21 protein-coding genes and 1 pseudogene are annotated in these 22,476 nt (G+C 71.6%); 16 read left to right on the top strand and 6 right to left on the bottom strand.

All coding sequences use genetic code 11. The features are described 5' to 3' along the window. Window positions 1-3: 3 nt before the first annotated feature. From ACQPZX_RS31970 to ACQPZX_RS31960, 3 genes are read left to right on the top strand one after another with little or no spacing between them, the layout of a single operon-like run. Entirely contained in the window at window positions 4-2,175 is a 2,172-nt protein-coding gene (locus tag ACQPZX_RS31970) for a family 43 glycosylhydrolase (RefSeq protein ID WP_433363351.1), read from the top strand. Further along, window positions 2,172-3,167, top strand: coding sequence for a glycoside hydrolase family 43 protein (locus ACQPZX_RS31965; RefSeq protein ID WP_433363348.1), 996 nt, complete (start codon window positions 2,172-2,174; stop codon window positions 3,165-3,167). Before ACQPZX_RS31970 ends, ACQPZX_RS31965 begins: the two co-directional genes overlap by 4 nt. Before the next feature lie 44 nt (window positions 3,168-3,211). Next, window positions 3,212-3,706 (top strand): response regulator, encoded by a 495-nt coding sequence (locus ACQPZX_RS31960; RefSeq protein WP_433363345.1) that lies wholly within the window; start codon window positions 3,212-3,214, stop codon window positions 3,704-3,706. Between the two features lie 40 nt (window positions 3,707-3,746). On the opposite strand, the gene ACQPZX_RS31955 is transcribed toward ACQPZX_RS31960, so the two are convergent. Further along, entirely contained in the window at window positions 3,747-4,454 is a 708-nt protein-coding gene (locus tag ACQPZX_RS31955; protein WP_433363342.1) for a GAF and ANTAR domain-containing protein, read from the bottom strand. Between the two features lie 108 nt (window positions 4,455-4,562). Here ACQPZX_RS31955 and ACQPZX_RS31950 point away from each other — a divergent pair, with 108 nt between their 5' ends. The 5 genes and pseudogenes from ACQPZX_RS31950 to ACQPZX_RS31930 all read left to right on the top strand — a co-directional run bounded on the left by ACQPZX_RS31950 (window position 4,563) and on the right by ACQPZX_RS31930 (window position 7,056). Then, window positions 4,563-4,940, top strand: coding sequence for an STAS domain-containing protein (locus ACQPZX_RS31950; RefSeq protein WP_433363339.1), 378 nt, complete (start codon window positions 4,563-4,565; stop codon window positions 4,938-4,940). A 115-nt stretch (window positions 4,941-5,055) separates the two neighbouring features. Then, window positions 5,056-5,793, top strand: a complete 738-nt coding sequence (locus ACQPZX_RS31945; protein WP_433363336.1) for an ANTAR domain-containing protein — start codon at window positions 5,056-5,058, stop codon at window positions 5,791-5,793. Window positions 5,794-5,948: 155 nt separating this feature from the next. Continuing rightward, window positions 5,949-6,188: pseudogene (locus ACQPZX_RS31940) on the top strand (ATP-binding protein); the annotation flags it as partial. Between the two features lie 142 nt (window positions 6,189-6,330). Then, the gene (locus ACQPZX_RS31935) at window positions 6,331-6,642 is read left to right on the top strand and encodes an NAD(P)H-hydrate dehydratase (protein WP_433385515.1); all 312 of its coding nucleotides are present in this window, start codon (window positions 6,331-6,333) and stop codon (window positions 6,640-6,642) included. 75 nt (window positions 6,643-6,717) lie between these two features. Beyond that, window positions 6,718-7,056: a hypothetical protein gene (locus ACQPZX_RS31930; protein ID WP_433386071.1), complete on the top strand. Its 339-nt coding sequence runs from the start codon at window positions 6,718-6,720 to the stop codon at window positions 7,054-7,056. Window positions 7,057-7,060: 4 nt separating this feature from the next. Here the strand turns inward: ACQPZX_RS31930 and ACQPZX_RS31925 are convergent, their stop codons facing one another. Both ACQPZX_RS31925 and ACQPZX_RS31920 read right to left on the bottom strand, forming a co-directional pair. Next, a complete protein-coding gene (locus ACQPZX_RS31925; RefSeq protein ID WP_433363333.1) occupies window positions 7,061-9,607 on the bottom strand; it encodes an EAL domain-containing protein in 2,547 nt (848 codons plus the stop codon). 96 nt (window positions 9,608-9,703) lie between these two features. Beyond that, window positions 9,704-11,155: a cellulase family glycosylhydrolase gene (locus tag ACQPZX_RS31920; protein ID WP_433363330.1), complete on the bottom strand. Its 1,452-nt coding sequence runs from the start codon at window positions 11,153-11,155 to the stop codon at window positions 9,704-9,706. 134 nt (window positions 11,156-11,289) lie between these two features. Here ACQPZX_RS31920 and ACQPZX_RS31915 point away from each other — a divergent pair, with 134 nt between their 5' ends. Further along, entirely contained in the window at window positions 11,290-11,748 is a 459-nt protein-coding gene (locus ACQPZX_RS31915; protein ID WP_433363327.1) for a hypothetical protein, read from the top strand. A gap of 40 nt (window positions 11,749-11,788) precedes the next feature. After that, window positions 11,789-12,562, top strand: coding sequence for an aminoglycoside phosphotransferase family protein (locus tag ACQPZX_RS31910; protein WP_433363324.1), 774 nt, complete (start codon window positions 11,789-11,791; stop codon window positions 12,560-12,562). A 62-nt stretch (window positions 12,563-12,624) separates the two neighbouring features. Here the strand turns inward: ACQPZX_RS31910 and ACQPZX_RS31905 are convergent, their stop codons facing one another. Genes ACQPZX_RS31905 through ACQPZX_RS31895 form a run of 3 tightly spaced genes read right to left on the bottom strand, consistent with a single transcriptional unit; the run spans window position 12,625 to window position 15,588 of the window. Next, window positions 12,625-13,647 carry a LacI family DNA-binding transcriptional regulator gene (locus ACQPZX_RS31905; protein WP_433363321.1) on the bottom strand — a complete coding sequence of 341 codons (1,023 nt, stop codon included), beginning with the start codon at window positions 13,645-13,647 and terminating at the stop codon, window positions 12,625-12,627. A gap of 10 nt (window positions 13,648-13,657) precedes the next feature. Beyond that, window positions 13,658-14,824 carry an MFS transporter gene (locus tag ACQPZX_RS31900; protein WP_433363318.1) on the bottom strand — a complete coding sequence of 389 codons (1,167 nt, stop codon included), beginning with the start codon at window positions 14,822-14,824 and terminating at the stop codon, window positions 13,658-13,660. Beyond that, window positions 14,821-15,588 (bottom strand): ABC transporter substrate-binding protein, encoded by a 768-nt coding sequence (locus ACQPZX_RS31895; protein WP_433363315.1) that lies wholly within the window; start codon window positions 15,586-15,588, stop codon window positions 14,821-14,823. Before ACQPZX_RS31895 ends, ACQPZX_RS31900 begins: the two co-directional genes overlap by 4 nt. 107 nt (window positions 15,589-15,695) lie before the next feature. Here ACQPZX_RS31895 and ACQPZX_RS31890 point away from each other — a divergent pair, with 107 nt between their 5' ends. From ACQPZX_RS31890 to ACQPZX_RS31865, 6 genes are read left to right on the top strand one after another with little or no spacing between them, the layout of a single operon-like run. Beyond that, entirely contained in the window at window positions 15,696-16,934 is a 1,239-nt protein-coding gene (locus tag ACQPZX_RS31890; RefSeq protein WP_433363313.1) for an amino acid ABC transporter substrate-binding protein, read from the top strand. Between the two features lie 7 nt (window positions 16,935-16,941). Next, window positions 16,942-17,820, top strand: a complete 879-nt coding sequence (locus ACQPZX_RS31885; protein ID WP_433363310.1) for a branched-chain amino acid ABC transporter permease — start codon at window positions 16,942-16,944, stop codon at window positions 17,818-17,820. Continuing rightward, window positions 17,817-19,604 carry a branched-chain amino acid ABC transporter ATP-binding protein/permease gene (locus tag ACQPZX_RS31880; protein ID WP_433363307.1) on the top strand — a complete coding sequence of 596 codons (1,788 nt, stop codon included), beginning with the start codon at window positions 17,817-17,819 and terminating at the stop codon, window positions 19,602-19,604. The genes ACQPZX_RS31885 and ACQPZX_RS31880 overlap by 4 nt, the downstream gene beginning before the upstream one ends. Beyond that, complete coding sequence (locus ACQPZX_RS31875) at window positions 19,591-20,331, top strand: ABC transporter ATP-binding protein (protein WP_433363304.1); 741 nt, start codon at window positions 19,591-19,593, stop codon at window positions 20,329-20,331. The genes ACQPZX_RS31880 and ACQPZX_RS31875 overlap by 14 nt, the downstream gene beginning before the upstream one ends. Then, window positions 20,324-21,238 (top strand): NAD(P)-dependent oxidoreductase, encoded by a 915-nt coding sequence (locus ACQPZX_RS31870; protein ID WP_433363302.1) that lies wholly within the window; start codon window positions 20,324-20,326, stop codon window positions 21,236-21,238. Before ACQPZX_RS31875 ends, ACQPZX_RS31870 begins: the two co-directional genes overlap by 8 nt. Next, a complete protein-coding gene (locus tag ACQPZX_RS31865; protein ID WP_433363299.1) occupies window positions 21,235-22,473 on the top strand; it encodes a M24 family metallopeptidase in 1,239 nt (412 codons plus the stop codon). The genes ACQPZX_RS31870 and ACQPZX_RS31865 overlap by 4 nt, the downstream gene beginning before the upstream one ends. Window positions 22,474-22,476: the final 3 nt, after the last annotated feature.

Below are 22,476 nucleotides of genomic sequence, written 5' to 3'. Positions count from 1 at the left end.
CTCATGTTCCGCGCGCTGCTGCTGTTCGTGAGCCTGCTGGTCAATCCCGTGTCGCAGTCCTTCGCCGACACCTTCGCCGATCCGACGGTGATCCGAGGCCAGGACGGTTACTGGTACGCCTACGCCACCAGCGACCCCTTGCGGTCCGGTGACACGGCGCACCACATCCCCATGTCGCGCTCCACCGATCTGGTGACGTGGTCCTACGTCGGGGACGCCCTGACCGGTCCGTCGGCGCCCTATGTCGCTCCGGGAGCGTCCTACTGGGCGCCGGACGTTCGCTACCTGGACGGCCGGTATGTCATGTACTACGCCGTTACTGATACCACTATTTCTCCCGACAACTCGGACTTTGCGATCGGGGTGGCCACCGCTCCGGCGCCGGCCGGGCCCTGGACCCAGCAGGCCGCGCCGGTCGTGGCGCCCCGGCCGGGTGGCGGTGGGGGATACCTGAGCACGATCGACCCCGCCGAGCTCACGGCCGCCGACGGCACGCGATACCTGTACTTCGGCAGCTACTACGGCGGGATCTCGGTGGTGCAGCTCGCTCCGGACGGGCTGAGCGCGGTGGGTGCGCCGACCCTGGTGGCTCTCGACAACAAGTACGAGGGCGCCTACGTCGTCAGCCACGACGGCTGGTACTACCTGTTCGCCTCGTCGGCGAACTGCTGCGCGGGGCCGGCGACCGGTTATTCGGTGTCGGCCGGGCGGTCGCGGTCGCCGCTCGGGCCGTTTGTGGACGCGCGCGGGGTGTCGCTGCTCGACTCGCGGGTGGGCGGCACGCCGGTGGTGACGCAGAACGGCAACCGGTGGATCGGCGCGGGGCACAACGGCCTGGTCACCGATCTGTCCGGGCAGGACTACCTGGTCTATCACGCGATCGACCGCCACCAGCCCTACCTGGACCAGCCCTTCGGGATCAACCGGCGCCCGATGCTGCTCGACCGCCTCGACTGGATCTCGGGGTGGCCGGTGGTGCGGGCCGGCGCGGGCCCGTCCGACACGCCGCAGCCGGCGCCGGTAGCCACCGGGGCGGAGACCTTCGACCGGCGGCCGTCCTGGTTGCCGGGCGGCTGGCGGGTGACCGACGGCTACGCGACCGGCAGCGGAACCGCGCTGCGCCCGTCGCCCGGCGGCGACGTGCGGGTCGAGGCCGACCTCCGGCTGCCGGCGCGGGCCGCGGCCGGGTCCGTGGCGGGCGTCGGACCGGCGGCCTGGTCTGCGCCGGGCGGCGGGTCCTCGGTCGGACTCCTCGTCGGTGGTGCCCAAGTCGTGATCGACCGGGCTGCTGGGCGGCTCGTAGCCAGCTCGGGCGCGGCGCGCGCGTCGGCGCCTCTGCCGGCGGGCCTTGACTACGGCACCTGGCACAACCTGGCCGTCTCGGTGCGCGGAGATCGGCTGGTCGCCGAGTTGACGGAGGCGCGGCAGAACGGACCGATCGTGTCCCTGTCGCTCCCCGCCTCCCGATCCGGATTTATCGGATTTGTCGGACGGGGCGATGTGGACAACTTCAGCGTGCAGCGGCTCTACCGGCCCGTCACCCATGCGGCGCCGGCGCCGGCGCTGGGACGGCTGGCGTGGTCCGACGAGTTCCAGGGGGACTCGCTGGGCGGCGGGTGGAGCTGGGTGCGGCCCGACGCCGCGGTCACCGTCTCCGGCGGCAGTCTCAACTGGCCGGTCGAGGGCGGCGACCTGACCGGCACGGGCAACAACGCCTCGGTGCTGCTGCGCCAACCGCCTTCGGGGAACTGGACGGCCGAGACCAAGCTGACCCTCGATCTCGGCGTCGACGATGTCCGCAACTACCAGCAGGCCGGGATGATCGCCTACGCCGGCGACGACGACTTCGCCCGGCTCGATGTCGTGTCGATCTGGAACACCAGGCAGATCGAGTACGGGCGGGAGCTGCCGTACGCGGGCTCGCTCGCCTACGGCGGGATCACCCTCGGAACGCCGGCCACGACGACCTGGCTGCGGCTGGTGCACCGGCTCGACCCGGCCACCGGTGAGCATCTGCTGCGGTCGGAATCGAGCACCGACGGGCGCGCCTGGACGCTCGGCGGGGTGTGGACCTTCCCGGCCGGCGCCCCCTTGCGGATCGGCCTGGACGCGCACGGCGGCGCCACTCCGCCGGTGACCGCACAGTTCGACTATTTCCGGATCTATCGCTCGTGAAGCGTTCGACGTCGCTGCTGGTGGCCGCGCTCGCCCTGGCCGCCTGCAGCGACACCGCCCCCGCACCCACCGGAGCCGCCGTCATGACGTACCAGAATCCGGTCTTCGACAAGAACTTCCCCGACCCCGGCGTGCTGCACGAGGACGGCACCTGGTTCGCCTACGGCACCAACAACGCGTCGCAGAACGTGCCGCTGCTGAGCAGCACCGACCTGGTCAACTGGACCGAGGCCGGGGACGTGCTCCCGTCGGTCGGCGCATGGGCGGAAACCGGCAACACCTGGGCGCCCGAGGTGGTCCGCACCGAGGCCGGGAAGTACGTGCTCTACTACACCGCCCGCTGGAACAAGGCCGACCGCCAGTGCATCGGCGCGGCCGTCGCCGACAACCCGCACGGCCCGTTCGCCGACCCGTCGCCCGAGCCACTGATCTGCCAGGCCGACGAGGGCGGCTCGATCGACGCGAGCCCGTTCCGCGACGAGGACGGCACCCTCTATCTCTACTGGAAGAACGACGGCAACCACATCGGCGTGCCGTCCCACCTGTACGCCCAGCGGCTCGCCCCGGACGGGCTGTCGCTCACCGGCGATCGGGTCCGGCTGCTCACCAACGACAAGCCCTGGCAGGGTGCCGTGATCGAGGCGCCGGAGATGCTGCGCCACGAGGGGCGGCTCTACCTGTTCTACTCGGGCGGCGCCTTCGACTCCGACGGGTACGCCGTCGGATACGCCACCTGCGACGGCCCGATGGGCCCGTGCCACGACGCGCCGGAGAACCCGATCCTGCGCTCGTCGGACGCGGCGGCCGGCCCGGGCCACTGCTACCCGGTGACGCTGCCGGACGGCACGACCTGGCTGCTCTATCACGCGTGGCCACCGGACGGCATCGGCAGCATCAGCCCGGGACGGCAGATGTGGCTCGACCGCGTCGACTGGGCCGATGGCCGGCCCGTCGTCCACGGCCCGACTGCCGATCCGCAGCCGATGCCCTAGCGGAGACTCGCATGAGATCCGCTCGCACGGGGCATCCGGGTCCTATGCCCCCGAGCGTCCGGATCGCGGTCGTCGACGATCACCCCATGTTCGTCCGCGGCCTGGAGTTGCTGCTGCCGGAGATGAGCGACGGCCGGATCGCCGTGGTGGCGAGCACCGGCGATGCCGCGTCGGCGGGCGGACTGGTCCGCCGGTCGCTGCCCGACGTGGCGCTGGTGGATCTGCACATGCCGCCGCCGGGTGGCCTGCGGGCGGTGGTGGCGGCCCGGCAGGCCGACGAGAGGGTCCGGGTGCTCGCCATGTCGAGCGACCCGGATCCCGCCGCGGTGCTTGGCGCCCTGAGCGCGGGCGCCTCCGGTTTCCTGCCCAAGAGCAGCGAGCCGGCCGACCTCCTCCAGGTGCTGCTGGCCGCCGTGGACGGATGGGTCGTGCTCCCGGAGGTGGTGCTTTCCGCACTCGCCGGCGAGGATGGCCGCGTGGTCAGGCGGGCTCCGGCGCGGGCCGGGCGGTCCCGGTGGCGGTGCCGGCCCATGCGGTGACCTCGCCCTCGTCGTCGGGCAGGGGCACGGCGCGGGACAACTATCGAGGGTGCTGGGCGCGGTGGACCAGGTCGGTCGCCACCTCGCGCAGCTTGCGGTTGGACGCCTGGGAGGCCTTGGACAGCACCGCGAACGCTTCGTCGGGGGTGCAGTGCCGCTGGCCCATGATGATGCCCTTGGCCTGCTCGATGACCGCCCGGCCGGCGAGCGCCTTCTCCAGGTGCCGGGCGAAGGCCATGGTGGTCTCGTACAGGTGGGCGTTGCCCAGGCACACGGCGGCGTAACCGGCGAACGTCTCGGCCATGTCCACCGCGTCCTCGTCGAAGGCATCCGGCCTGGTGCCGTAGATGTTGAGCGCGCCGGTCACCGGCTCCCCGACGGGCAGGCCCACCGACATCGTGCTGCGGATGCCCTGGCCCGCGACCCGCTCGCTCCAGCCGGGCCAGCGCCGCTCGGCCGTCGTGTCGGCGACCACGATCGAGGTACGGGACTCGGCGGCGTCCAGGCACGGCCCGTACCCGCAGCGGTACTGCCACTCGTCGACCACCAGGGCCGGCTGGCCGGTGTGCGCGGCGGTGCGGGCCGAGCCGTCGCGGACCAGCGTCACCGAGACCTCGGCGGCGCCCGGTACGGCCCGGGCGGCGAGATGCGACACCCGGTCGAGGACGCCGGCCAGGTCGGTCTCGCCCAACCGGATCCGGCCGAGCTCGTGGAAGGCGCCGGCCGGGTCGAGCGGCTTCGTAGTCATGACCGTGTTCCCGTCCGGGCGCTTCGAGTTGCGTGCCGCCGATTCGCGGTTACCGTGAGGGCGGGTCAAACAGGGTGCCCGTCAACTGTCGACGGGAGGGGTTTGCCCATGGTGGCCTGGTCGTATGCGTACGAATCCTGCGATCCTTCGGCGGTGATCGGCTTCGACGGGACCGTGCTGGCCCGGATCACCTGGCACGCGGAGGGCGCGGAGGACGCCCGGGTCGTCGTCGACGGAGACATCGACCGCGACACCGCCCCGCTGCTGAGCGATCAGCTCCTCGCGGCGCTGGAACACCGGCGGGTGGTCCGCTGCGATCTCTCGAAGACCGGCTTCCTCGGCGCGGCCGGCGTCGGCGCGCTGGTGCGGGCACAGGTGGCGGCCGCCGGGTCGGGCCGGAAACTGCTGCTCACCGGGGTCGGCCAAGCGGTGGACTACGTGCTGTGCCGATGCGGTGTCCTCGGGGTGCTGGCCGTCGAACGGTGAGCGCCGGCCCGATGTTATGTTCTATCCGCGGCCGGCTCTGCCGGCTTCGAGCGTCAAACAGCGGCGCCGATCCGGAGTCTCGTGCTCCGTGGAGCATCACGATCGATTCCGCTGCATGGGGTTCTTGACGCTCATGGCCTACGAGCCTTTCGACTCCCTCTCCGCCCTCGCCGAACTGGGACGGATCAAACTGGGCGAAACGGACCTCAACGGGGTCTTGCAGCGGGTCGCCGAGCTGGCGCGGCGGGCGCTTCCGGGTGCGGCCGAAGTGTCCGTCACGCTGGTCCGGGGCGAGCGCGCCCACACCGCCGCGCAGACCGGCGAGACCGCGCTGCGGCTGGACGAGTACCAGTACGAGCAGGCCGCCGGCCCATGCCTGGAGGCCGCGGCGCGGCACGCGACCGTGTCGGTGCCGCACGCCGCCACCGACCCGCGCTGGTCCGGCTGGGCGGCGCGGGCCGCCGAGGCCGGCATGGGCAGCGTGCTGTCGGTGGGACTGCCGATCCTGGACGACGTCAGCGGCGCCTTGAACATCTACGGCGCCGCCGGGGCGTTCGACGACGACACGGTCGCGCTGGCGCAGACCTTCGTCGGTTACGCGGCGGTCGCGCTGGCCAACGCCCACCGGTACGACACCACCGCCACCCTCGCCCAGCACATGCAGGCGGCGATGGCCAGCCGGGCCGTGATCGAGCAGGCCAAGGGCATCATCATGGGCCGCCGGCACTGCACCGCCGAGGAGGCGTTCACGATCCTCACCCAGGTCTCGCAGCGCACCAACCGCAAACTCCGGGAGGTCGCCGCCGACCTGGTCGCCGGGGTGCTGCGCGGTCCGGGACCGCCGCTGACATGATCGGCCGTTTGGCCGGCGACCCTGGGGGAATGCTGCGGGCTCGCTGAGCGAGCGCCGCGGACGCTCTCCGCACAGGGCGTGAGGGGACCGACGTGCCACCGTTGCTCACGGATCAATTGTTCCCGGCGGCCGGCGCGGCCCGGCACGCCCGGAACATGGTCACCCAGGCCTGCGCCATGTGGGACCTGCCCGAGCTGGTCGGCCCAGCCAGCCTGGTCGTCGACGAGCTGGTCAACAACGGCGTCGAGCACGCCGGCACCCTGATGACGCTGCGGATCAGCCGGCGCGACCACTACCTGCACCTCGCGGTCGGCGACGGCTCCCCGGAACCGCCGCGGCTGCACGCGCCCCCGCCGCCTACCCAGCCGCACGGCCGCGGGCTGATGCTGGTCGACGCGATCGCCGCGCGCTGGGGATGGCTGCCCTCGAGCGAGGGCAAGGTGGTCTGGGCGACGCTGTTGATGGGTAGTCGGCGACCCGTGGAGACATTGGACTGGCTGGCCGTGGTGCGCCACGGCGAGAGCATCGGCAACGCCGCTGCGGCGGCCGCGGAGGCCGGCGCGGCAGACCGCGGAGACCGCGCTGACCGGCCTGAACGCCGCCCCGGACGGCCGGTTCTGGCACGAGGAGAGCGGCGACGCCGGCCTGGGCACGTCGGGCAGCGGCGACGCCCGCGCCGGAGTCGTGGCCGGCCTGCTCGGCCGCGGCGCCGACCGGGCTCAGGCCGCGTGCTGGGGCGCGTACGCCCACGCGGTGGGCGGCCAGCGGCTGAGCCAGCGATTCGGCCGCAGCGGCTTCCTGGCCCGCGAGATCGTCGGCGAGGTCGCCTCCACGATCGCCTCGGTGTAGAGCCTGCCGAGAGACTGTTTGGGCCGCGCCGCGGTGGGCAACCTTTCCGCGTACGACACGGGAGAGAGGTTGCTGATGAGAATCGTGAAGCTGGCCGCCGGCCTCGCCATCGGTTACGTGCTCGGCGCCCGCGCCGGGCGGGAGCAGTACGAGAAGATCGCGGAGGCCGCGCGCGGGCTGAGCGGCAGCCCCAAGGTCGAGCAGGCGAAGCAGAAGGTCAAGGACACGGCCGGCGCGAAGCTCGACCAGGTCGCGGACAAGGCCGGGGCGCCGCGCAAGCCGCGCTCGCCGCGAAGCAAGCCGGCCGGGAGCACGCCGGCCGGGAGCGGGACGGCCGGGAGCGGAACGGTCGGGACCACGCCGGTCGAGACGGTCACGGTCGAGAGCACGCCGGCCGGGAGCTCGCCGCTCTGACCGCCTAGCCGTGGGGGTGGCGGGCGTCGCGGCGCAGTTCCAGGAGGGCCTCGAAGTGCTCGGCGGGCATCGGCCTGCCGAGCAGGGCTCCCTGGCCCAGGCGGCAGCCCGCCGCCCGTACGATGTCGAGGTCCTCCTGGGTCTGAAGGCCGTCGGCGATCACCTCCATGCCCAGGCGGCGGCCCAGTGTCACGGTCACGTCGAGGACCGCGCCGGCCTGGCGGGCGGTGTCGGACTCCGGGCCGAAGACGTGGCGATCGATCTTGAGCAGGTCGATCGGCAGGATGCGCAGGCGACTCAGCGAGGTCGGGCCGGCGCCGAAGCCGCCGACCGCGGTGCGCAGGCCCTGCGCGCGGAGCCGGCCGAGGTGCGCCGCGAGATCGGGCTGGTGCTCATCCCGTACGAAAGACAGGTCCTGCTCCTTGATCTCCACGACCAGGTCCGCGGGCGGGATCTGATAGAGGTCGAGCGCGGTCTGCAGGCTCGCCTGGAAGGCCGGATCGGCCAGCGTGCGAGGGCGGACGGTGAGGCCCAGCCACAGCTGCTCGCGCTGACGCCAGCCGACCAGCAGACGGCAGGAGGCGTGCAGCGCCCAATGCGCGATCGGGCCGAGCAGACCCAGATCCTCGGCCAGCGGCAGCAGCTCGCCGGCCGGCACCGCGCCCAGCGTGGGATGCCGCCACGACGGCACCGCCTGCACCCCGACCGGACGGCGGCTCGCCAGGTCGACGATCGGCTGGTAGGCCAGCTCGAGCTCGCCGCGGGACACCGCGCCCGGCAGATCCTGCTCCAACGTGGACCGGCGTAGCAGCCGGACCTCCAGCTGCTCGTCATACCACTCGACCGCGCCCGGCGGGCCCTGGCGGACCGACCGCAGCGCCAGGACCGCGCGGCGGATCACCTCGTCGACACCTGCCTCCGGCGCCAGGTCGGCCAGGCCCGCCCACGCGGACAGGTGCGAGACCGTGCCGGCCGCCTCGTAGGGAGCGGTCAACGCGTTGATCAATTGGCTGGCCAGCAAGTGGGCGCGGACCGCGCCGCAGTGGGTCAGCACGGCGAACCGGGTCTCGCCCAGCCGCGCGGGCACGTCGGCGCCGGCCACGAACGTGCGCAACCGGCGGGCCGCCTCGACCACGACCACCTCGGCCTGGTCGGGCCCGCAGACGTCGCCGATCGCGGTGAGCCCGCCCAGCTCGATCACGATCATCGCGCCGGCGTCCGGGATCAGCTCGCCCGCCCGGCGCAGGCCCTCCCGGTTGGCCAGGCTCGTCGCCGGATCGAGGTGGGCGGCCTGGCGTAGCGCCCGCTCGAGGTCGCGCACGTTGCTCACGTCGCTGACGTGCACGACCAGGGTCCGTCCGGGCTCGGCCGGGTCGGCGCCGCTGGTCGTCCACTCGGTCTCCCGCCACTGGCCGAAGCCGTCCCGCAGGCGGACCGTCAGGCTCTCCTCGGCGCCGCGCCCGGCGATCCGCTCGGTGAGATAGGCGTGCACGGCGTCGGCCTGGACCGGATGCACCAGCGCGGACGCGGCGTGCCCGAGAACGTCCTGATCGGAGAGCCCGAACTGGCGGGCCGCGGCCGGCGACTGCCAGCGCACCGCGAGGTCGGCGTCCAGGACCATCGCCACGTCGGCCGAGCCGAAGACCAGGCTGCGCAGCCGGTTGCCCTGCACGGTGAGGTGATCGGCGTGCCGGCGCAGGGCGATTGCCGACAGCCACTCGCGGGCGGCGACCGCGGTGACCGCGGTGAGGCCGAGGACGATCGACACGGTGTCCATGCCGCCGTCGTTGATCAGGTGGTACACGGCGATCAGGGCGGCCGCGATCATCGGCAGCGCCAGCAGCGGGAAGCCGGCCGACGGCTCGCTGCCCGCCGGCGGCAGGGGGCGCGCGTCCGGGCCGATCCGCACCGAGCCGTGCCACATCAGCGCGGCGGCCGCGTTGACCGCGACGGCGGCGGCGAGGGCGGCGATCTTGGCGTTGGGCTCGCCGTCCGCGTCCTGAGCGATGATCAGGGCGGTCAGGGCGACCAGCGAGAGCGAGGCGCCGGGCGCGCACCACTGCAGGGCGGCCCGATGCCGGATCGCGTACACGCCGGTCACGGCGATGGCCGCGGCCGCGCCGCCGCCGAAGATCAGCGCGGTGATCGAGGCGCCGCGCCGCTCGTTGCCCTCCGCTCCGAACAGGAGCAGCCACGGCGGGAAGATCAGGCAGGCGGCGACGGCCAGGGTGTCGAGGCCGGCGCGCAGGTCGCGCTTCTGGTGCGGGCGCAGGACGGCCGGGAGGTACAGGCCGGCCACGAAGAAGAGGCTGACCAGGGGAATCTCGGCCGGCAGCGGGACACCGCCGACCAGCGCGTCCGGGGCCAGCAGGACGGCGAGCCCGCTGGCGGCGCCGGCCAGCGCGGTCACCAGGATGCCGCCGGCCAGCGCGAGGACACGCAGGCGGGGACCCTGCGGGCGGGCCCGCAGCATGAGTACGGCGATGCCGGCCGAGCACGCGGTCAGCAGGCCGGCGGCGGCGTCCGCGGGCAGCAGGGCGAGCCCTGTCACGATGCAGACGGCAGCCGCCGACCAGGCGACCTGCCGATCGGTCGGGCGGGAGGGGTGTCCTGCCATTAAGCCTTCAACGACCGATCTTTCTTTTGGTTACGACACTGTCAGCGCCACGTCGTCGAACCAGACCGTGCCGGTGTTGGCGCCCGACTTCAGGTGGATCTGGAGGCTGGCGGCGCCGGCCGGAGCGGCCTGGTCGACGGACAGCTTCGTCCAGCCGGTGGTGCCGGCCGGCAGGCTCGCCGACGAGGCGCCACCGAGCCATTTGTTGTTCACGTCGAACCAGCTCAGCGCGATCTGGGTGGCGCCGGTCGCGGCGTTGCCGCGCGCCCACACCTCGGCGTGCCACTTCTGGCCGGCCTGGACCGGGACGATCGGCGCCACCCGGTACGACGGGGAGCCGGCCGACGTCTTGCCGGTGTTCTTCATCGTCACCGACCATTTGCCGGACCGCGCGACGGCCGTGGTCTTGGTGGCCACGCCGAGCTCGGGCAGGTACGGGCTCCACGGCGACTGGCCGGACGCGTTCTCGAAACCGAGGTCCAGCAAGGACGACGGGTACGCCGTGCCGGCCCAGGCGGCCTGCACCACACCGGCGGCCGGCTTGGCGGTGCCATCGGTGCGGTAGAGGCCGAACTTGTACTGCGCCGCGCTCTGCGCCACCCCGGAGCTGGGGATGGCGCCGGTGGCGAAGTCGTTGAGCGTCCACGGCGCCACCGCCCGGATCCCGGCGACCTTCGCGGCCTCGAAGACCCGGGCCAGGTACGCGGCCTGCTCGCCCTCGGTGTTGGTCACCGTGCTGGCGCCGGCCTCGCCGATCACCAGGGGCGCCGGGGCGACCGCGGCCTGCGCCAGCCGGATCTCGGCGAGGGCCGCCTCGGAGTTGCCGTAGAAGTGGTAGTCGTAGTAGTCGACCGGGACGGCGGCCTTCAGCTTCGCCAGGTCGGAGGCCTCGTTCACCGAGATGGTCACCGGGATCTCCGGGGCGGCGGCGCGCACCACCGGGACGAGCTTCTTCGCCCAGGCGATGGCGGCGGCGTTGGTGGGCTCGAGCTCGTTCTGCAGGCCGATCGCGATGACCCGGGTGTCGTAGCGGTAGGGGGCGAGGATCGCGTTCGCCCAGGTGGTGCTGCCGGTGATGTCGGTGTAGCCGTCCCACCAGTCGAAGAGGGTGAGCTTCACGGTCATGTCGTGCGCCGCCGCGAGGGAGACGAACTGGGCGAGCTTGGCGGTGTATTCCGCCTTCGGCGTGGGGTAGCCGAAGACGGACGGGAAGACGATCGCTCGCACGCTGTCGGCGCCGAGCGCCGCGGCCTTCGCCAGGTCGGCGTTGATCGTGTCGGCGTCGAAGTCGGTCCACATCCGGCTCCAGCCGGCCGCCGACGGGTAGTAGTTGATCTGCTTGGCCGTCTTGACCGCCGCGAGCCGCCCGGACAGCGTGGTCGCGGTGGCGGCCGTGCCGGCGGCCGTCGCGCTCGCGGGGACGGTCACCAGCGGCAGCGCCGCGATCATGGCCGCGGTCATCCCGCGAGCGAACTTGCGCACTTTTCAGAGCCCTTCTTGCAGCCGGACGGAGGTTGGTAGCTCCTGTCGGCCACGGGCGGCCCCGGAAAAGGTCTGTTGATTGCGTACCGCGTGGTGATTGGGTTGCGTTCTGGTTGTTCGGGTACTCGGGCAGCATGCGGACGGGAATCCTGGCCGGTGCGGTCGCGGGCGCGGCGGGGACGGCCGCGCTGAACGCGGTGACGTATGTCGACATGGCGGTGCGCGGGCGCGGCGGCAGCGAGACACCCCAGCAGTCGGTCGAGGCGATGGAGGACCGGTTACCGGTCTCGGTGCCCGGCGAGGGCGAAACTCGGGAGAACCGGGTGAGCGCGCTCGGCAGCCTGTCCGGCGTCGTCACCGGGGTCGGGATCGGCGTGATGTTCGGGGTGCTGCGCCGGGCCGGGCTGCGGCCGCCGGGGCCGGTGGGGGCCGTCCTGGTCGGGCTGACCGCGATGGCCTCGACGAACGCCTCGATGGCCTCGCTCGGCGTCAGCGACCCCCGCGACTGGTCGGTGGGCGACTGGCTCAGCGACCTCGTGCCGCACCTGGCCTACGGCGCGGTCGCCTACGCGACGCTGGCCGCCCTCGATTAATCGGTCGCCGCGAGTGGCTGGGGGGCGGTAGAACCACGGAATGACCGAACAGCGGCTGGCCGGTGGGCTCGGATTCGGCGCCGTGCGCGTCGGCGACGAGGTTCGCCGGCCCGTGCAGCCCTGGACCGCGAACGCGCACGCGGTGCTGCGGCATCTGGAGGACGCCGGCTTCGACGGTGCTCCGCGCGCCCGCGGCTTCGATGAGCAGGGTCGCGAGCGCCTGACGTTCCTGCCCGGCGAGACCCTGGGCGAGACCTGGCCGTGGCCGGCCTGGCTGCGCACCGACGAGGCGCTGCGGCAGGTCGGTGCGTGGCTGCGGCGGCTGCACGACGCGACCGCGACTTTCCGTCCGGCCGCCGATGCCGTCTGGTTCACCGGCCGGGCGTGGGAGCCGGGGCTGCTGATGGCGCATCTGGACGCGTCGCCGTGGAACGCGGTCTGGGCCGATGGCGAGCTGGTGGGCTTCGTCGACTGGGACACCGTCAGCCCGTCGCGGCGGGAGGACGACCTGGCCTTCTCGGCGCTGACCTGGGTGCCGCTGCTGACGGCGGAGCTCGCGGGGAACGCCGGTTTCGACGAGGCGACCGACCGCCACCGGCGGTTCCATCTGCTGCTGGACGCGTACGGGTACGACGGCGACCGCATCGCGATCCGGGACGCGATCGCCGGGCGGGTGGAGCGCAACGTCGCGGTGATCCGGCAGATGGCCGCGGGTGGGGAGCCGACTTCGCAGGGGATGCTGCCGTGGGCGGCGTTTCTGGAACGGTCCGGCGCCGAGGTGGCCGGGCTGCCCGACGAGTTCTGGCGTCCGTAGCGCGGCGGGGCGGCGGGCGGCGGGGCGGCCTGGGCGGCGGGGGCCTGGGCGGCCGGGAGGATTCAGGCGGCTGTGGGCGGCGCGGTGGAGGCGCGGATCACCAGGGACGGGTTCATCAGGACCGAGCGGGGGTGGCGGTCCGGCTCCTCGATGGTGTCGAGCAGGAGGCGGGCGGCCTCGCCACCGATCTCGTAGTGGGGGATGGCGACCGTGGTCAGCGGCGGCCGCATCTTGTCGAGGAACGGCATCTCGTTGAAGCCGACCACGCTGATCTGCCCGGGGCAGGAGATGCCGCGCTCGGCGAAGACGTCGTAGCAGCCCAGCGCGATCAGGTCGTTGCCGGCCACGATCGCGGTGAACTCGGCGCCCGAGTCGAGCAGCGAGCGCAGCGCCTGGGCGCCCTCGGTCTCCGACCAGTATCCGCACTCGACGGTCAGAGCGGGGTCGTCCCCGAGGCCGTTGTCGACCATGGCGTGGCGGAAGGCGCGGGCGCGGCTCAGGCCGGTCGAGGTATGTTGCGGGCCCGAGAGGTGGGCGATCCGGGTGTGGCCCAGCCCGGCCAGGTGGGCCACCGCGAGGGCGATGCCGGCGTCGTCGTCGGCGCTCACCGACGGCAACTCCAGGCCGTCGACGCGACGGTTGACCAGCACCATCCGTACGCCCTGCTCGTGCAACCGGTGCAGCAGCGGGTGCTCGCGGCGCGCGGTCGCGACGATCAGGCCCTCGACCTGCCGGGACCGCAGCGACTCGACCTGGGCCTCCTCGCGCCCGGGATCGTTGTCGGTGTTGACGATCCAGGCGTTGTAGCCGGCCGTGGTGAGCACGTCCTCGATGCCGCGGACGATCGGCGGGAACAGCGGGTTGGTCAGGTCGGGGATGACCAGGCCGACGGTGCTGCTGCGGGCGGTCTTGAGGCTGCGGGCGATCGGGTTGGGCTGATAGCCGATGGACTCGGCGGCGCGCAGGACCTTACGGGCGGTGTCGGCGTTGACCAGCGGGCGCGTCTGCGGGTTGAGCGCGCGGGACGCCGTGGCGGGGTGCACCCCGGCCAGCTGCGCGACGTCGCGGAGCGTCGGCGTGGTCATCCGCACGAGTTTAGGCCCGGTCATCCCCGCCCCCGACAGTCACGGCCGATGTGGTCAGTCGGGCTCGCGACAGCGTGGCCAGCACACCCAGCGGCACGGCGACCAGCGCGAGCACCGCGAAGCCCAGCGAATAGTGGCCGGCCGAGGCGGGGCCGGCGAGCAGCGCCGAAGACAGGGCGCTGCCGGCGAACAGGCACCCGGCGAAGCCGGAGACGACCGCGGCGCGGGCGGCGGGCAGCACCTCGGTGGCCCACGTCTGCAGCGACGAGTGCATGGCGGCCCAGGCCAGCCCGATCAGCACCGCCACCACGGCGGCGACCGCGGCCCGCTGGGAGACCGCGGCCAGCGCGCAGGCCGCTACCGCGGCGGCGGCGCCGCATGCGATCAGCCGCCAGGCCGGCCAGCGCCGGGATAGCGCGCCGGCCAGCGGGGCGAAGATCAGCACGGCGAGGCCGTACACGGCGGTGACCGCGCCGGCCAGCGCGGCGCTGACGCCGGTCGACTCGATGGCCGGCGGCAGCAGGGTCAGGGCGCCGAGCAGCACGCCGCCCTCGACGAACGCGAGCAGCAGCACGAGCAGCGCCGCCCGCGAGCGGAACAGCCGGCCGAAGCCGCCGCCGCCCCGCCGGCCGTCGGCGGGGGAGGGCAGGCGGCGCAGCAGGAACGAGAGGGTCAGCGCGCAGACGGCCGAGACCAGGAACGCGGCCCGCCAGCTCACCGCGACCGCGAGCAGGCCGGCGCCGGCCGACGCGAGGGCGGTGCCGAGCGCGACGCCGACCATGAGGTTGGTGACCTCGGTCTGGCGGCGCTCGCGCGAGACGGTGTCGCCGACGTAGATGAGGCTCGCCGGGATGGCCGCGCTGAACGCCGCCCCGGCCAGCGCGCGGGCCACCCCGAGCTGGGTGACCGTGGTGACGGCGGCGGAACCGGCCGCCGCGATGCCGGCCGCCGCCAGCGTGATCCGCAGCGTCCGGACGCGGCCCAGCCGATCGGACACCAGGCCCCAGATCGGCTGCATCAAGCCGTACGCCAGGAAGTAGACGCTGGCCGTCTGGACGACGGCCGAGAGCGGAACGCCCAGCGATCGGGCCGTGATGATGAGCATGGGTGGCATGGCGAAGCGGTCCATGGTGCTGACGAACGTCGTGGCCTGCAGCAGGCGCAGCGGGCGGGTCACGCGAAACGCCGGCGCAGGCCGGCCACCGTCGCCAGGGCCGTGGCGTGGATGACGCCGTCGGGGACGAGCCCCTCCTCGGGGTCCTTCAGGCGCCGCAGATAGCGCTCCGCGAGGGGCCGTTCCAATCGCAGCGCTTCCATGGCCGACGCGATGACGAGCTCGTCGTGCTTGCCGTCCACGATGGCGCCGGCGGTCTCGACCATCCGGTCGGTGAAGGCCGCGACCGGCGCGGGATCGAGGGCGGCCAGGACCGTGCCGAGATAGGGGTTGCACACCTCGCTGACCCGGGCCACCGCGGTGAAGCCGGCCGCCTCGGCGTGCAGCTCGTTGCCGGCGTTGAGCATCGTGTAATCGCAGTCGCCGGCCAGCAGCGCCTGGAGCCGCTTCGGCGTGGACCCGAGCGTGATCAGCTCGAACTCGTCGCGGGAGACGCCGAGCGACTCGGCGAGCGCGTACATGGCGAAGGCGAAGCCCGACGTGGGCACGTCGACGCCGACGCGGGCGCCACGCAGCTCGCCGCGGCCGTAGAGGGCGAGGCCCATGCCCCGGTCGATCGCGGCCAGCATCTCCACCCGGCGGGGCTGGCCGAGGACGTTGTCGGGGCTGGTCAGCACGGCGTCGTAGGCGCCGGCGTAGAGCGCCTGGAACTGGGCCGGCGACGAGGGCACGAGGGTCTCGGTCACGTCGAGGGCCGGGTCGAGGTGGCGCGCGACGCGCAGCAGGACCGACGGCGTGAACGATCCGAGTCGGACGGTGGTGGCCACGACGGCAGCATAGCCGCACTCGTTTGCAGTCGGAACTCTTGACATTGCTGTAACACAGGACACATCCTGCTACGCAAACGATTGCGGCCTCTCTCAGGAGGACCCTGATGATCGAGATATCCGTCCCCCGGCGATCAGTCCTCGCCGCTTCCCTCACCGCCGCCATGGCGCTTGCTCTCGGCGCCTGCGGATCCCGGCCGTCCGAGAAAGCGGCGGCCGATACCAGCAAACCCATGACGATCGGCATCTCGCTGCCGCTGACCGGCGACTTCTCCCAGCCCGGCACCGAGGCGCGCCGCGGCTACGAGGTCTGGGCCGACCAGATCAACAAGGCCGGCGGCCTGCTCGGCCGCCAGGTGCAGCTCAAGATCGTCGACGACGCGAGCAACCAGGACACGGTGGTCAGCGACTACACCAAGCTGATCACGCAGGACAAGGTCGACCTCATCCTCGGCACCTTCTCGTCACTGCTCAACTACCCGGCCTCGGCGGTCGCGGAGAAGAACGGCATGGTGTTCGTCGAGCCGGCCGGCGGCGCGCCGAAGATGTTCGAGCGCGGCTTCAAGTACCTCTTCTTCGCCCAGCCGGCGACCGCGCCGCACCAGGCCGACGTCTTCGTCGACTGGATCAAGTCACTCCCCGCCGACCAGCAGCCCAAGACGGCGGCCTACCCGACGCAGGACGACCCGTTCGCGGCGCCGGTCATCGAGAGCATGCAGAAGCAGCTGGAAGCCATCGGGGTCAAGACCGTGTACAGCTCGACGTACCCGGCCGACACCACGAACTTCCAGTCGATCGCCAGCCAGCTCGCCGCCAAGAAGCCCGACCTGATCGCCCAGGGCGCGGTCTTCGAGGACGGCGTCGGACTGGTCCGCTCGCTGAAGCAACTGCAGTACTCGCCGAAGATCATGTTCCAGACCTCGGCGCCGAGCAACGCCGGCCAGTACAGCACCGGCGTCGGCGTGGAGAACACCGAGGGCGTCTTCTACACGGTCAGCTGGCATCAGGACGCCAAGACCCCGAAGAACGCGGAATTCGTCGCCGGCTACAAGGCGAAGTATCAGAACGCCGACCCGGCCGAGGACGCGGCGGACGCGTACGCGGCGGCCGAGGTGCTGCAGGCCGCGGTCGTCGCGGTCGGCTCCACCGACCAGGCCAAGCTGCGCGACTGGCTGCACGCCAACCAGGTGACGACCATCCTCGGCCCGCTGCGCTGGGAGGCGACCGGCGAGCCGATCGGCAAGTTCCTGCTCGGACAGTGGCAGTCGGGCAAGGCCCAGGTCGTCGCGCCGGCCGAGGCGGCCACCTCCCAGACGGTCGTGAACCCCAAGCCCGACTGGAAGTGATCGGCACATGACCCAGTTCGTCCAGGCGCTCGTGCTCGGAGTGCTGATCGGCGGCATCTACGCGCTGATGGCCTCCGGCCTGACGCTGATCTTCGGAGTGCTGCGGATCGTCAACATCGCCCAGGGCGCGTTCCTCATCCTGGTCGCGACGTTCACCTGGTGGCTGTGGCGGGCGACCGGGATCGACCCGATCCTGTCCGCGTTCATCACCGCCCCGCTGATGTTCGGCCTCGGCTGGTTGCTGTACCGGTTCGTGGTGCGGCGCATCAGCGGGCAGGCGGCCTCGATGTCGGTGCTGCTGACCTTCGGCATCGCGCTGGTGATCGAGGGCTTCCTCAACGTGGTGGCGGGCAACAAGTTTCGCTCCGCCACCCCGGCGTACTTCGAGCAGAGCTTCCGGGTGGGCGACATCCTGCTGCCCAAGGCCCAGGTCTACGGCTTCCTCGCGGCGGTCGTGGTGCTGGGCGGGCTGTATCTGTTGCTCACCCGGACCTGGGCGGGCCGGGCCATCCGGGCCACCTCGCAGAACCCGTCGGCCGCGGCGCTGGTCGGCATCACGGCGACGGCCACGGCCGCGCTGGCGTTCGCGCTGGGCAGCGCGAGCGCCGGCGTGGGCGGGTCGATCCTGTCGGTGCTCTACCCGTTCTTCCCGGCGTCGCACTACGACTGGATCTCCCGGCTGCTCGGCATCGTGGTGCTGGGCGGCATGGGCTCGCTGCCGGGGGCGCTGGTCGGCGCGCTCGTCCTCGGGCTGGCCGAGACGCTCACCGCGACCTATGGCTCCCTGCAGTGGTCGACGCTGGTCTTCTATCTCGTGATCATGGCGGTCCTGCTGGTCCGGCCGCAGGGTCTGTTCGGCGCCCGGCTGCGGGAGGACGTCGCATGACCTTCTTGAGAAAACCGCACGCCATCGCCGGAATCGTCCTCCTCGGGCTGATCCTCTACCCGGTGATCAACCCGTGGCAGCCCTATCCGCAGGGCGTCATGCTGATGATGTTCCTGCTCGCCATCCAGGCCACCAGCTGGAACATCATTTCCGGCTACGCGGGCTACATCTCGCTCGGCCACAGCATGTTCCTCGGCCTCGGCTCCTACACGGCCGCGATCATCGCGCTGCACACCGGCGTCAACCCGCTCTGGGTGGCGCCGCTCGGCGGGGTGACCGCGGTGATCGTCGCGGTCGTCTTCGGTGCGGTGGTGCTGCGGACCCGCGGGCACGCCTTCGTGATCATCACGATCGCGCTGCTGCTGTCGGCGCAGATCGTCGCCACCAACTGGGACTCGCTCACCAACGGCTCTGACGGCATCACGCTGGAGCTTCCGTTCTGGAGCGCCGATTTCCAGAACATTCCGTTCTATTACGCGTTCCTGTTTCTCCTGGTGCTGACCGTGCTGTTCAGCGCGTGGATCGCGCGCACCAAGCTCGGCACCGGCCTGGTCGCGATCCGCGAGGACGAGGGCAAGGCCGCCGCGATCGGGGTCAACACCACAATCTTCAAGATCATCGCGTACGGGGCCAGCAGCTTCTTCATCGGCATCGCCGGAGGCGTCTACGCGTACTACCAGACCTTCCTCAATCCGGTGGGGTCGTTCGCGATCCTCGGCAGTGTGCTGATCGTCCTCGCCGCGCTCGTCGGCGGACGGGGCTCGCTCTACGGGCCGGTGCTCGGCGCGTTCATCGTCTCGCTGATCAACGAGGGCGCCACGGTGTACGGCGGGAGCACTCAATCACGCGTACTCGTCATGGGCTTGATCCTGGTTTTGGTCGTGCTCTTCCTGCCGGCCGGGCTGCTGCCGACGGTGGAGTCGGCCTGGCGCAAGCGGCATCCCGCGAAAGTTTCCTATACCGATCAGGTCGGCGCTCTCTCGCACAACGCGGCTGTGGTGCGGGCGCGACTGCCGCAGCGGGAACCGGGACCGATCCTCGAAGTACGGGGGGTCACGAAACGTTTCGGCGGGCTGGTGGCCGTCGACGGCGCGGACCTGACCGTCGAGCGCGGGTCGATCACGGCGCTGATCGGGCCCAACGGATCGGGCAAGACGACGCTGTTCAACCTGATCACCGGGGCCATGCCGGCCGACTCGGGGACCGTGACCTTCAACGGCAAGCGGATCGAGAAACTGCCGCCGTGGACGCGCGGGCATCTCGGGCTGGGCCGGACGTTCCAGGTGACGCGGCTGTTCAAGGACATGACCGTGCTGCAGAACGTGGTCGCGCCGCAGCCCGACGGAAAGTTGCGCACGATGCTGGCCGACGCGGTGTCGGGAGCCGAAGCGACCCGGGCGCGCGAACTGCTCGACGTGGTCGGGCTCGGCGCGCTGGCGCAGCAGAAGGCGGGGGCGCTCTCCTATGGGCAGCAGAAGCTGGTCGAGCTGGCGCAGGTGCTGATGCAGGCGCCGGAGCTGATCCTGCTCGACGAGCCGGCCGGCGGGGTCAACCCGAGCCTGCTGGGACGGCTGACCGAGGTGATCCGCGAGCTCAACCGGGACGGGGTGACCTTCCTGGTGGTCGAGCACAACATTCCGCTGGTGCTGGAACTTTGCGATCCGGTTTACGTCTTCGCGCGCGGCAAGAGCATCGCGTCGGGACCGCCGGCGCAGATCAGGGAGGACCCGCTGGTGCTGGACGCCTACCTGGGTGACGACTGGAGGGCCGATGCTCACGCTTGAGGACGTCACGGCGGGGTACGGCGGCGGGAACGTGCTGCAGGGGGTGTCGCTCACCTGCGGCGAGGGGACGGTGACCTGCATCGTCGGGCCGAACGGGGCCGGGAAGTCCACGGTGCTCCGGGTGATCAGCGGGTTGCTGCGGTGCCGGACGGGGTCGGTCGCCCTGGCGGGCTCGCGGCTCGATCAGCTCGACCCGGCCCGGATCCTGGCGCTCGGGATCACCCAGGTGCCGCAGTCGCAGGCGCTCTTCCCGGGAATGTCGGTGCGGGAGAACGTGCTGCTCGGCGGCTATCTGATCCGCCGCGATCGCCGTCTGCTGGCGGCCCGCTTCGACGCGGTCGTCGCGCGCATCCCGCTCGTCGGCGAACGCGCCCGTGATCAGGCCGGGAACCTCTCGGGCGGACAGCGGCGGATGGTGGAGATCGCGCGCTGCCTGATGCTCTCGCCGAAGCTGCTACTGCTCGACGAGCCGTCGCTCGGGCTCGATCCGCGCAGCCTCGCCGGGGTGGCCGGGCTGATCCGGTCGCTGCACGAGGGCGGGACGACCGTGCTGATGGTCGAGCAGAACGTGCGGCTCGGGCTCGGGCTGGCCACCCACGGCGTGGTGATGGAGGGCGGCAAGGTGCGGCTCACCGGCACCGCCGCCGCGGTACGCGACAACCCCGAGATGGCTTCGCTCTATCTGGGCGGCACACCTGCATCCGTTAAGGAGACACAACATGGCTGAAGCTGTTGGCTGGATCGGGGCGGGGCGGATGGGGGCCGCCATGGCCGTCCGGCTGCTCGCCGCCGGTGTGCCGCCGCTCGTCTGGAACCGGACCCGCTCCAAAGCTGAGGCCACCGGCTGCCCGGTCGCCTCCGATGTCGCCGCCCTGCGCTCCTGCGATGTCGTGTTCACGATGCTGTCCACTTCTGCGGATCTTGATGAGGTGCTGTTCGGGGACGGCGGTCTGCTCGTCGATCCGTCTTCGGTGCCGGAGACCTTGATCGATTGCTCCACTATCTCGCCCGAGTCGTCTGCGCTCGTACGATCGGCGTGTCTTGCTCTTGGGGTTGATTTTCTCGCCGCACCCGTTTCCGGTAACGGCAAAGTAGTCAAGTCCGGAAATTTGAGTATTGCGGTTTCGGGGCCGGTTTTGGCCTATGAACGCGTGTCGGATTTGCTGGGACATATCGCTCGCTCGGTGACCTATGTGGGGGAGGGCGACGTCTCCCGGCTCGTCAAGATCTGCCACAACCTGATGCTCGGCGTGGTCACCCAGTGCATGGCCGAGATCACCGTGCTCGCCGAGAAGGGCGGGGTGTCGCGGGCCGCGTTCCTGGAGTTCCTGAACGGCTCGGTGATGGGGTCGATGTTCACCCGGTACAAATCGCCGGCTTTCGTCCACCTCGACTACACTCCGACGTTCACGCCGGTGTTGCTGCGCAAGGACTTCGATCTCGGGCTCGCCGCGGGGCACGAGCTGGACGTGCCGCTGCCGCTGGCCGCGCTGACGGCGCAGCTGGTGCAGCAGGCGGTGTCGAGCGGGCGGGTGACCGAGGACTTCGCGATCCTGCTCGACCAGCAGGCCGCCGCCTCCGGACTCACGCTCAAGCCCGAGGACACGCCGGTCGACGACGGGCTCTCGTCGTGAGCCGGCCGCTCGGCGCGCCGGGGCACATGGGGGTCGACTACGAGGAGCGGGTCGACTTCGATCGGCTGCGTCGCTACCGGCTTTCCCGCGCGGTCTCCAGTCTCGCCTCCTCTTCGTGTGGCGCGTTCCTGCTCTTCGACTTCTACAACATCCGGTACACGACGCAGACGTGGATCGGCGGGGCGCTCGGCGACAAGATGACCCGGTATGCGCTGCTCACGCGCTCGGGCGGGCCGACGTTGTGGGACTTCGGGTCGGCGGCTCGGCATCACAAGCTGTACGCGCCGTGGCTCGACCCTTCTTCATGCCGGGCGGGCATGCTGGGGATGCGCGGGGCCATCGCGCCGTCGGCCGGGCTCATGGAATCCGCCGTACGGGAAATCAAGGGTTTGCTTCTTGATGCTGGTCTTGCCGATCAGCCGGTCGGCGTGGACATCGTGGAACCCGCGTTTCTCTTCGAAATGCAGCGGCAGGGGGTGGAGGTCGTCGACTGCCAGCAGCTCATGCTCGACGCCCGGCTGATCAAGTCGCCGGATGAGATCATGCTGCTGAACCAGGCCGCGGCGATGGTGGACGGCGTCTACCAGGACATCGTGGAGGCCCTGAAGCCGGGGATCCGCGAGAACGAGATCGTGGCGATGGCCAACAAGCGGCTGTACGAGATGGGCTCCGACCAGGTCGAGGCGATCAACGCGGTCTCCGGCGAGCGGTGCAACCCGCACCCGCACAACTTCTCCGACCGCATCATCCGCCCCGGCGACCAGGCGTTCTTCGACATCATCCACTCGTTCAACGGCTACCGGACCTGCTACTACCGCACGCTCGGGGTGGGGCGCGCGACGGCTTCGCAGCGCGACGCTTACAAGAAGGCCCGTGAGTGGATGGACTCGGCGATCAACGCGGTCCGTCCCGGCGTGGGGACCGACGAGATCGCGGCTCTGTGGCCGGCCGCTCCCTCGTTCGGGTTCGAGAACGAGATGGCGGCATTCGGCCTGCAATTCGGGCACGGCCTGGGGCTGGGGCTGCACGAGCGCCCGATCATCTCGCGGCTCAACAGCTTCTCGTCGCCGGTGGAGCTGCAGGAGGGCATGGTCTTCGCCCTCGAGACGTACTGCCCCGCCGACGACGGTTTCTCGGCCGCGCGCCTCGAAGAAGAAGTCGTGGTGACCGCGGACGGCCCACGCATCCTCACGCTGTTCCCGTCGGAAGACCTCGTGGTCGCCAACCCGTACTAGGAG

This window comes from Actinoplanes sp. CA-142083 (genome assembly GCF_050942195.1).
Classification (GTDB): domain Bacteria; phylum Actinomycetota; class Actinomycetes; order Mycobacteriales; family Micromonosporaceae; genus Actinoplanes.
This window is presented reverse-complemented; position numbering and strand designations above follow the sequence as displayed.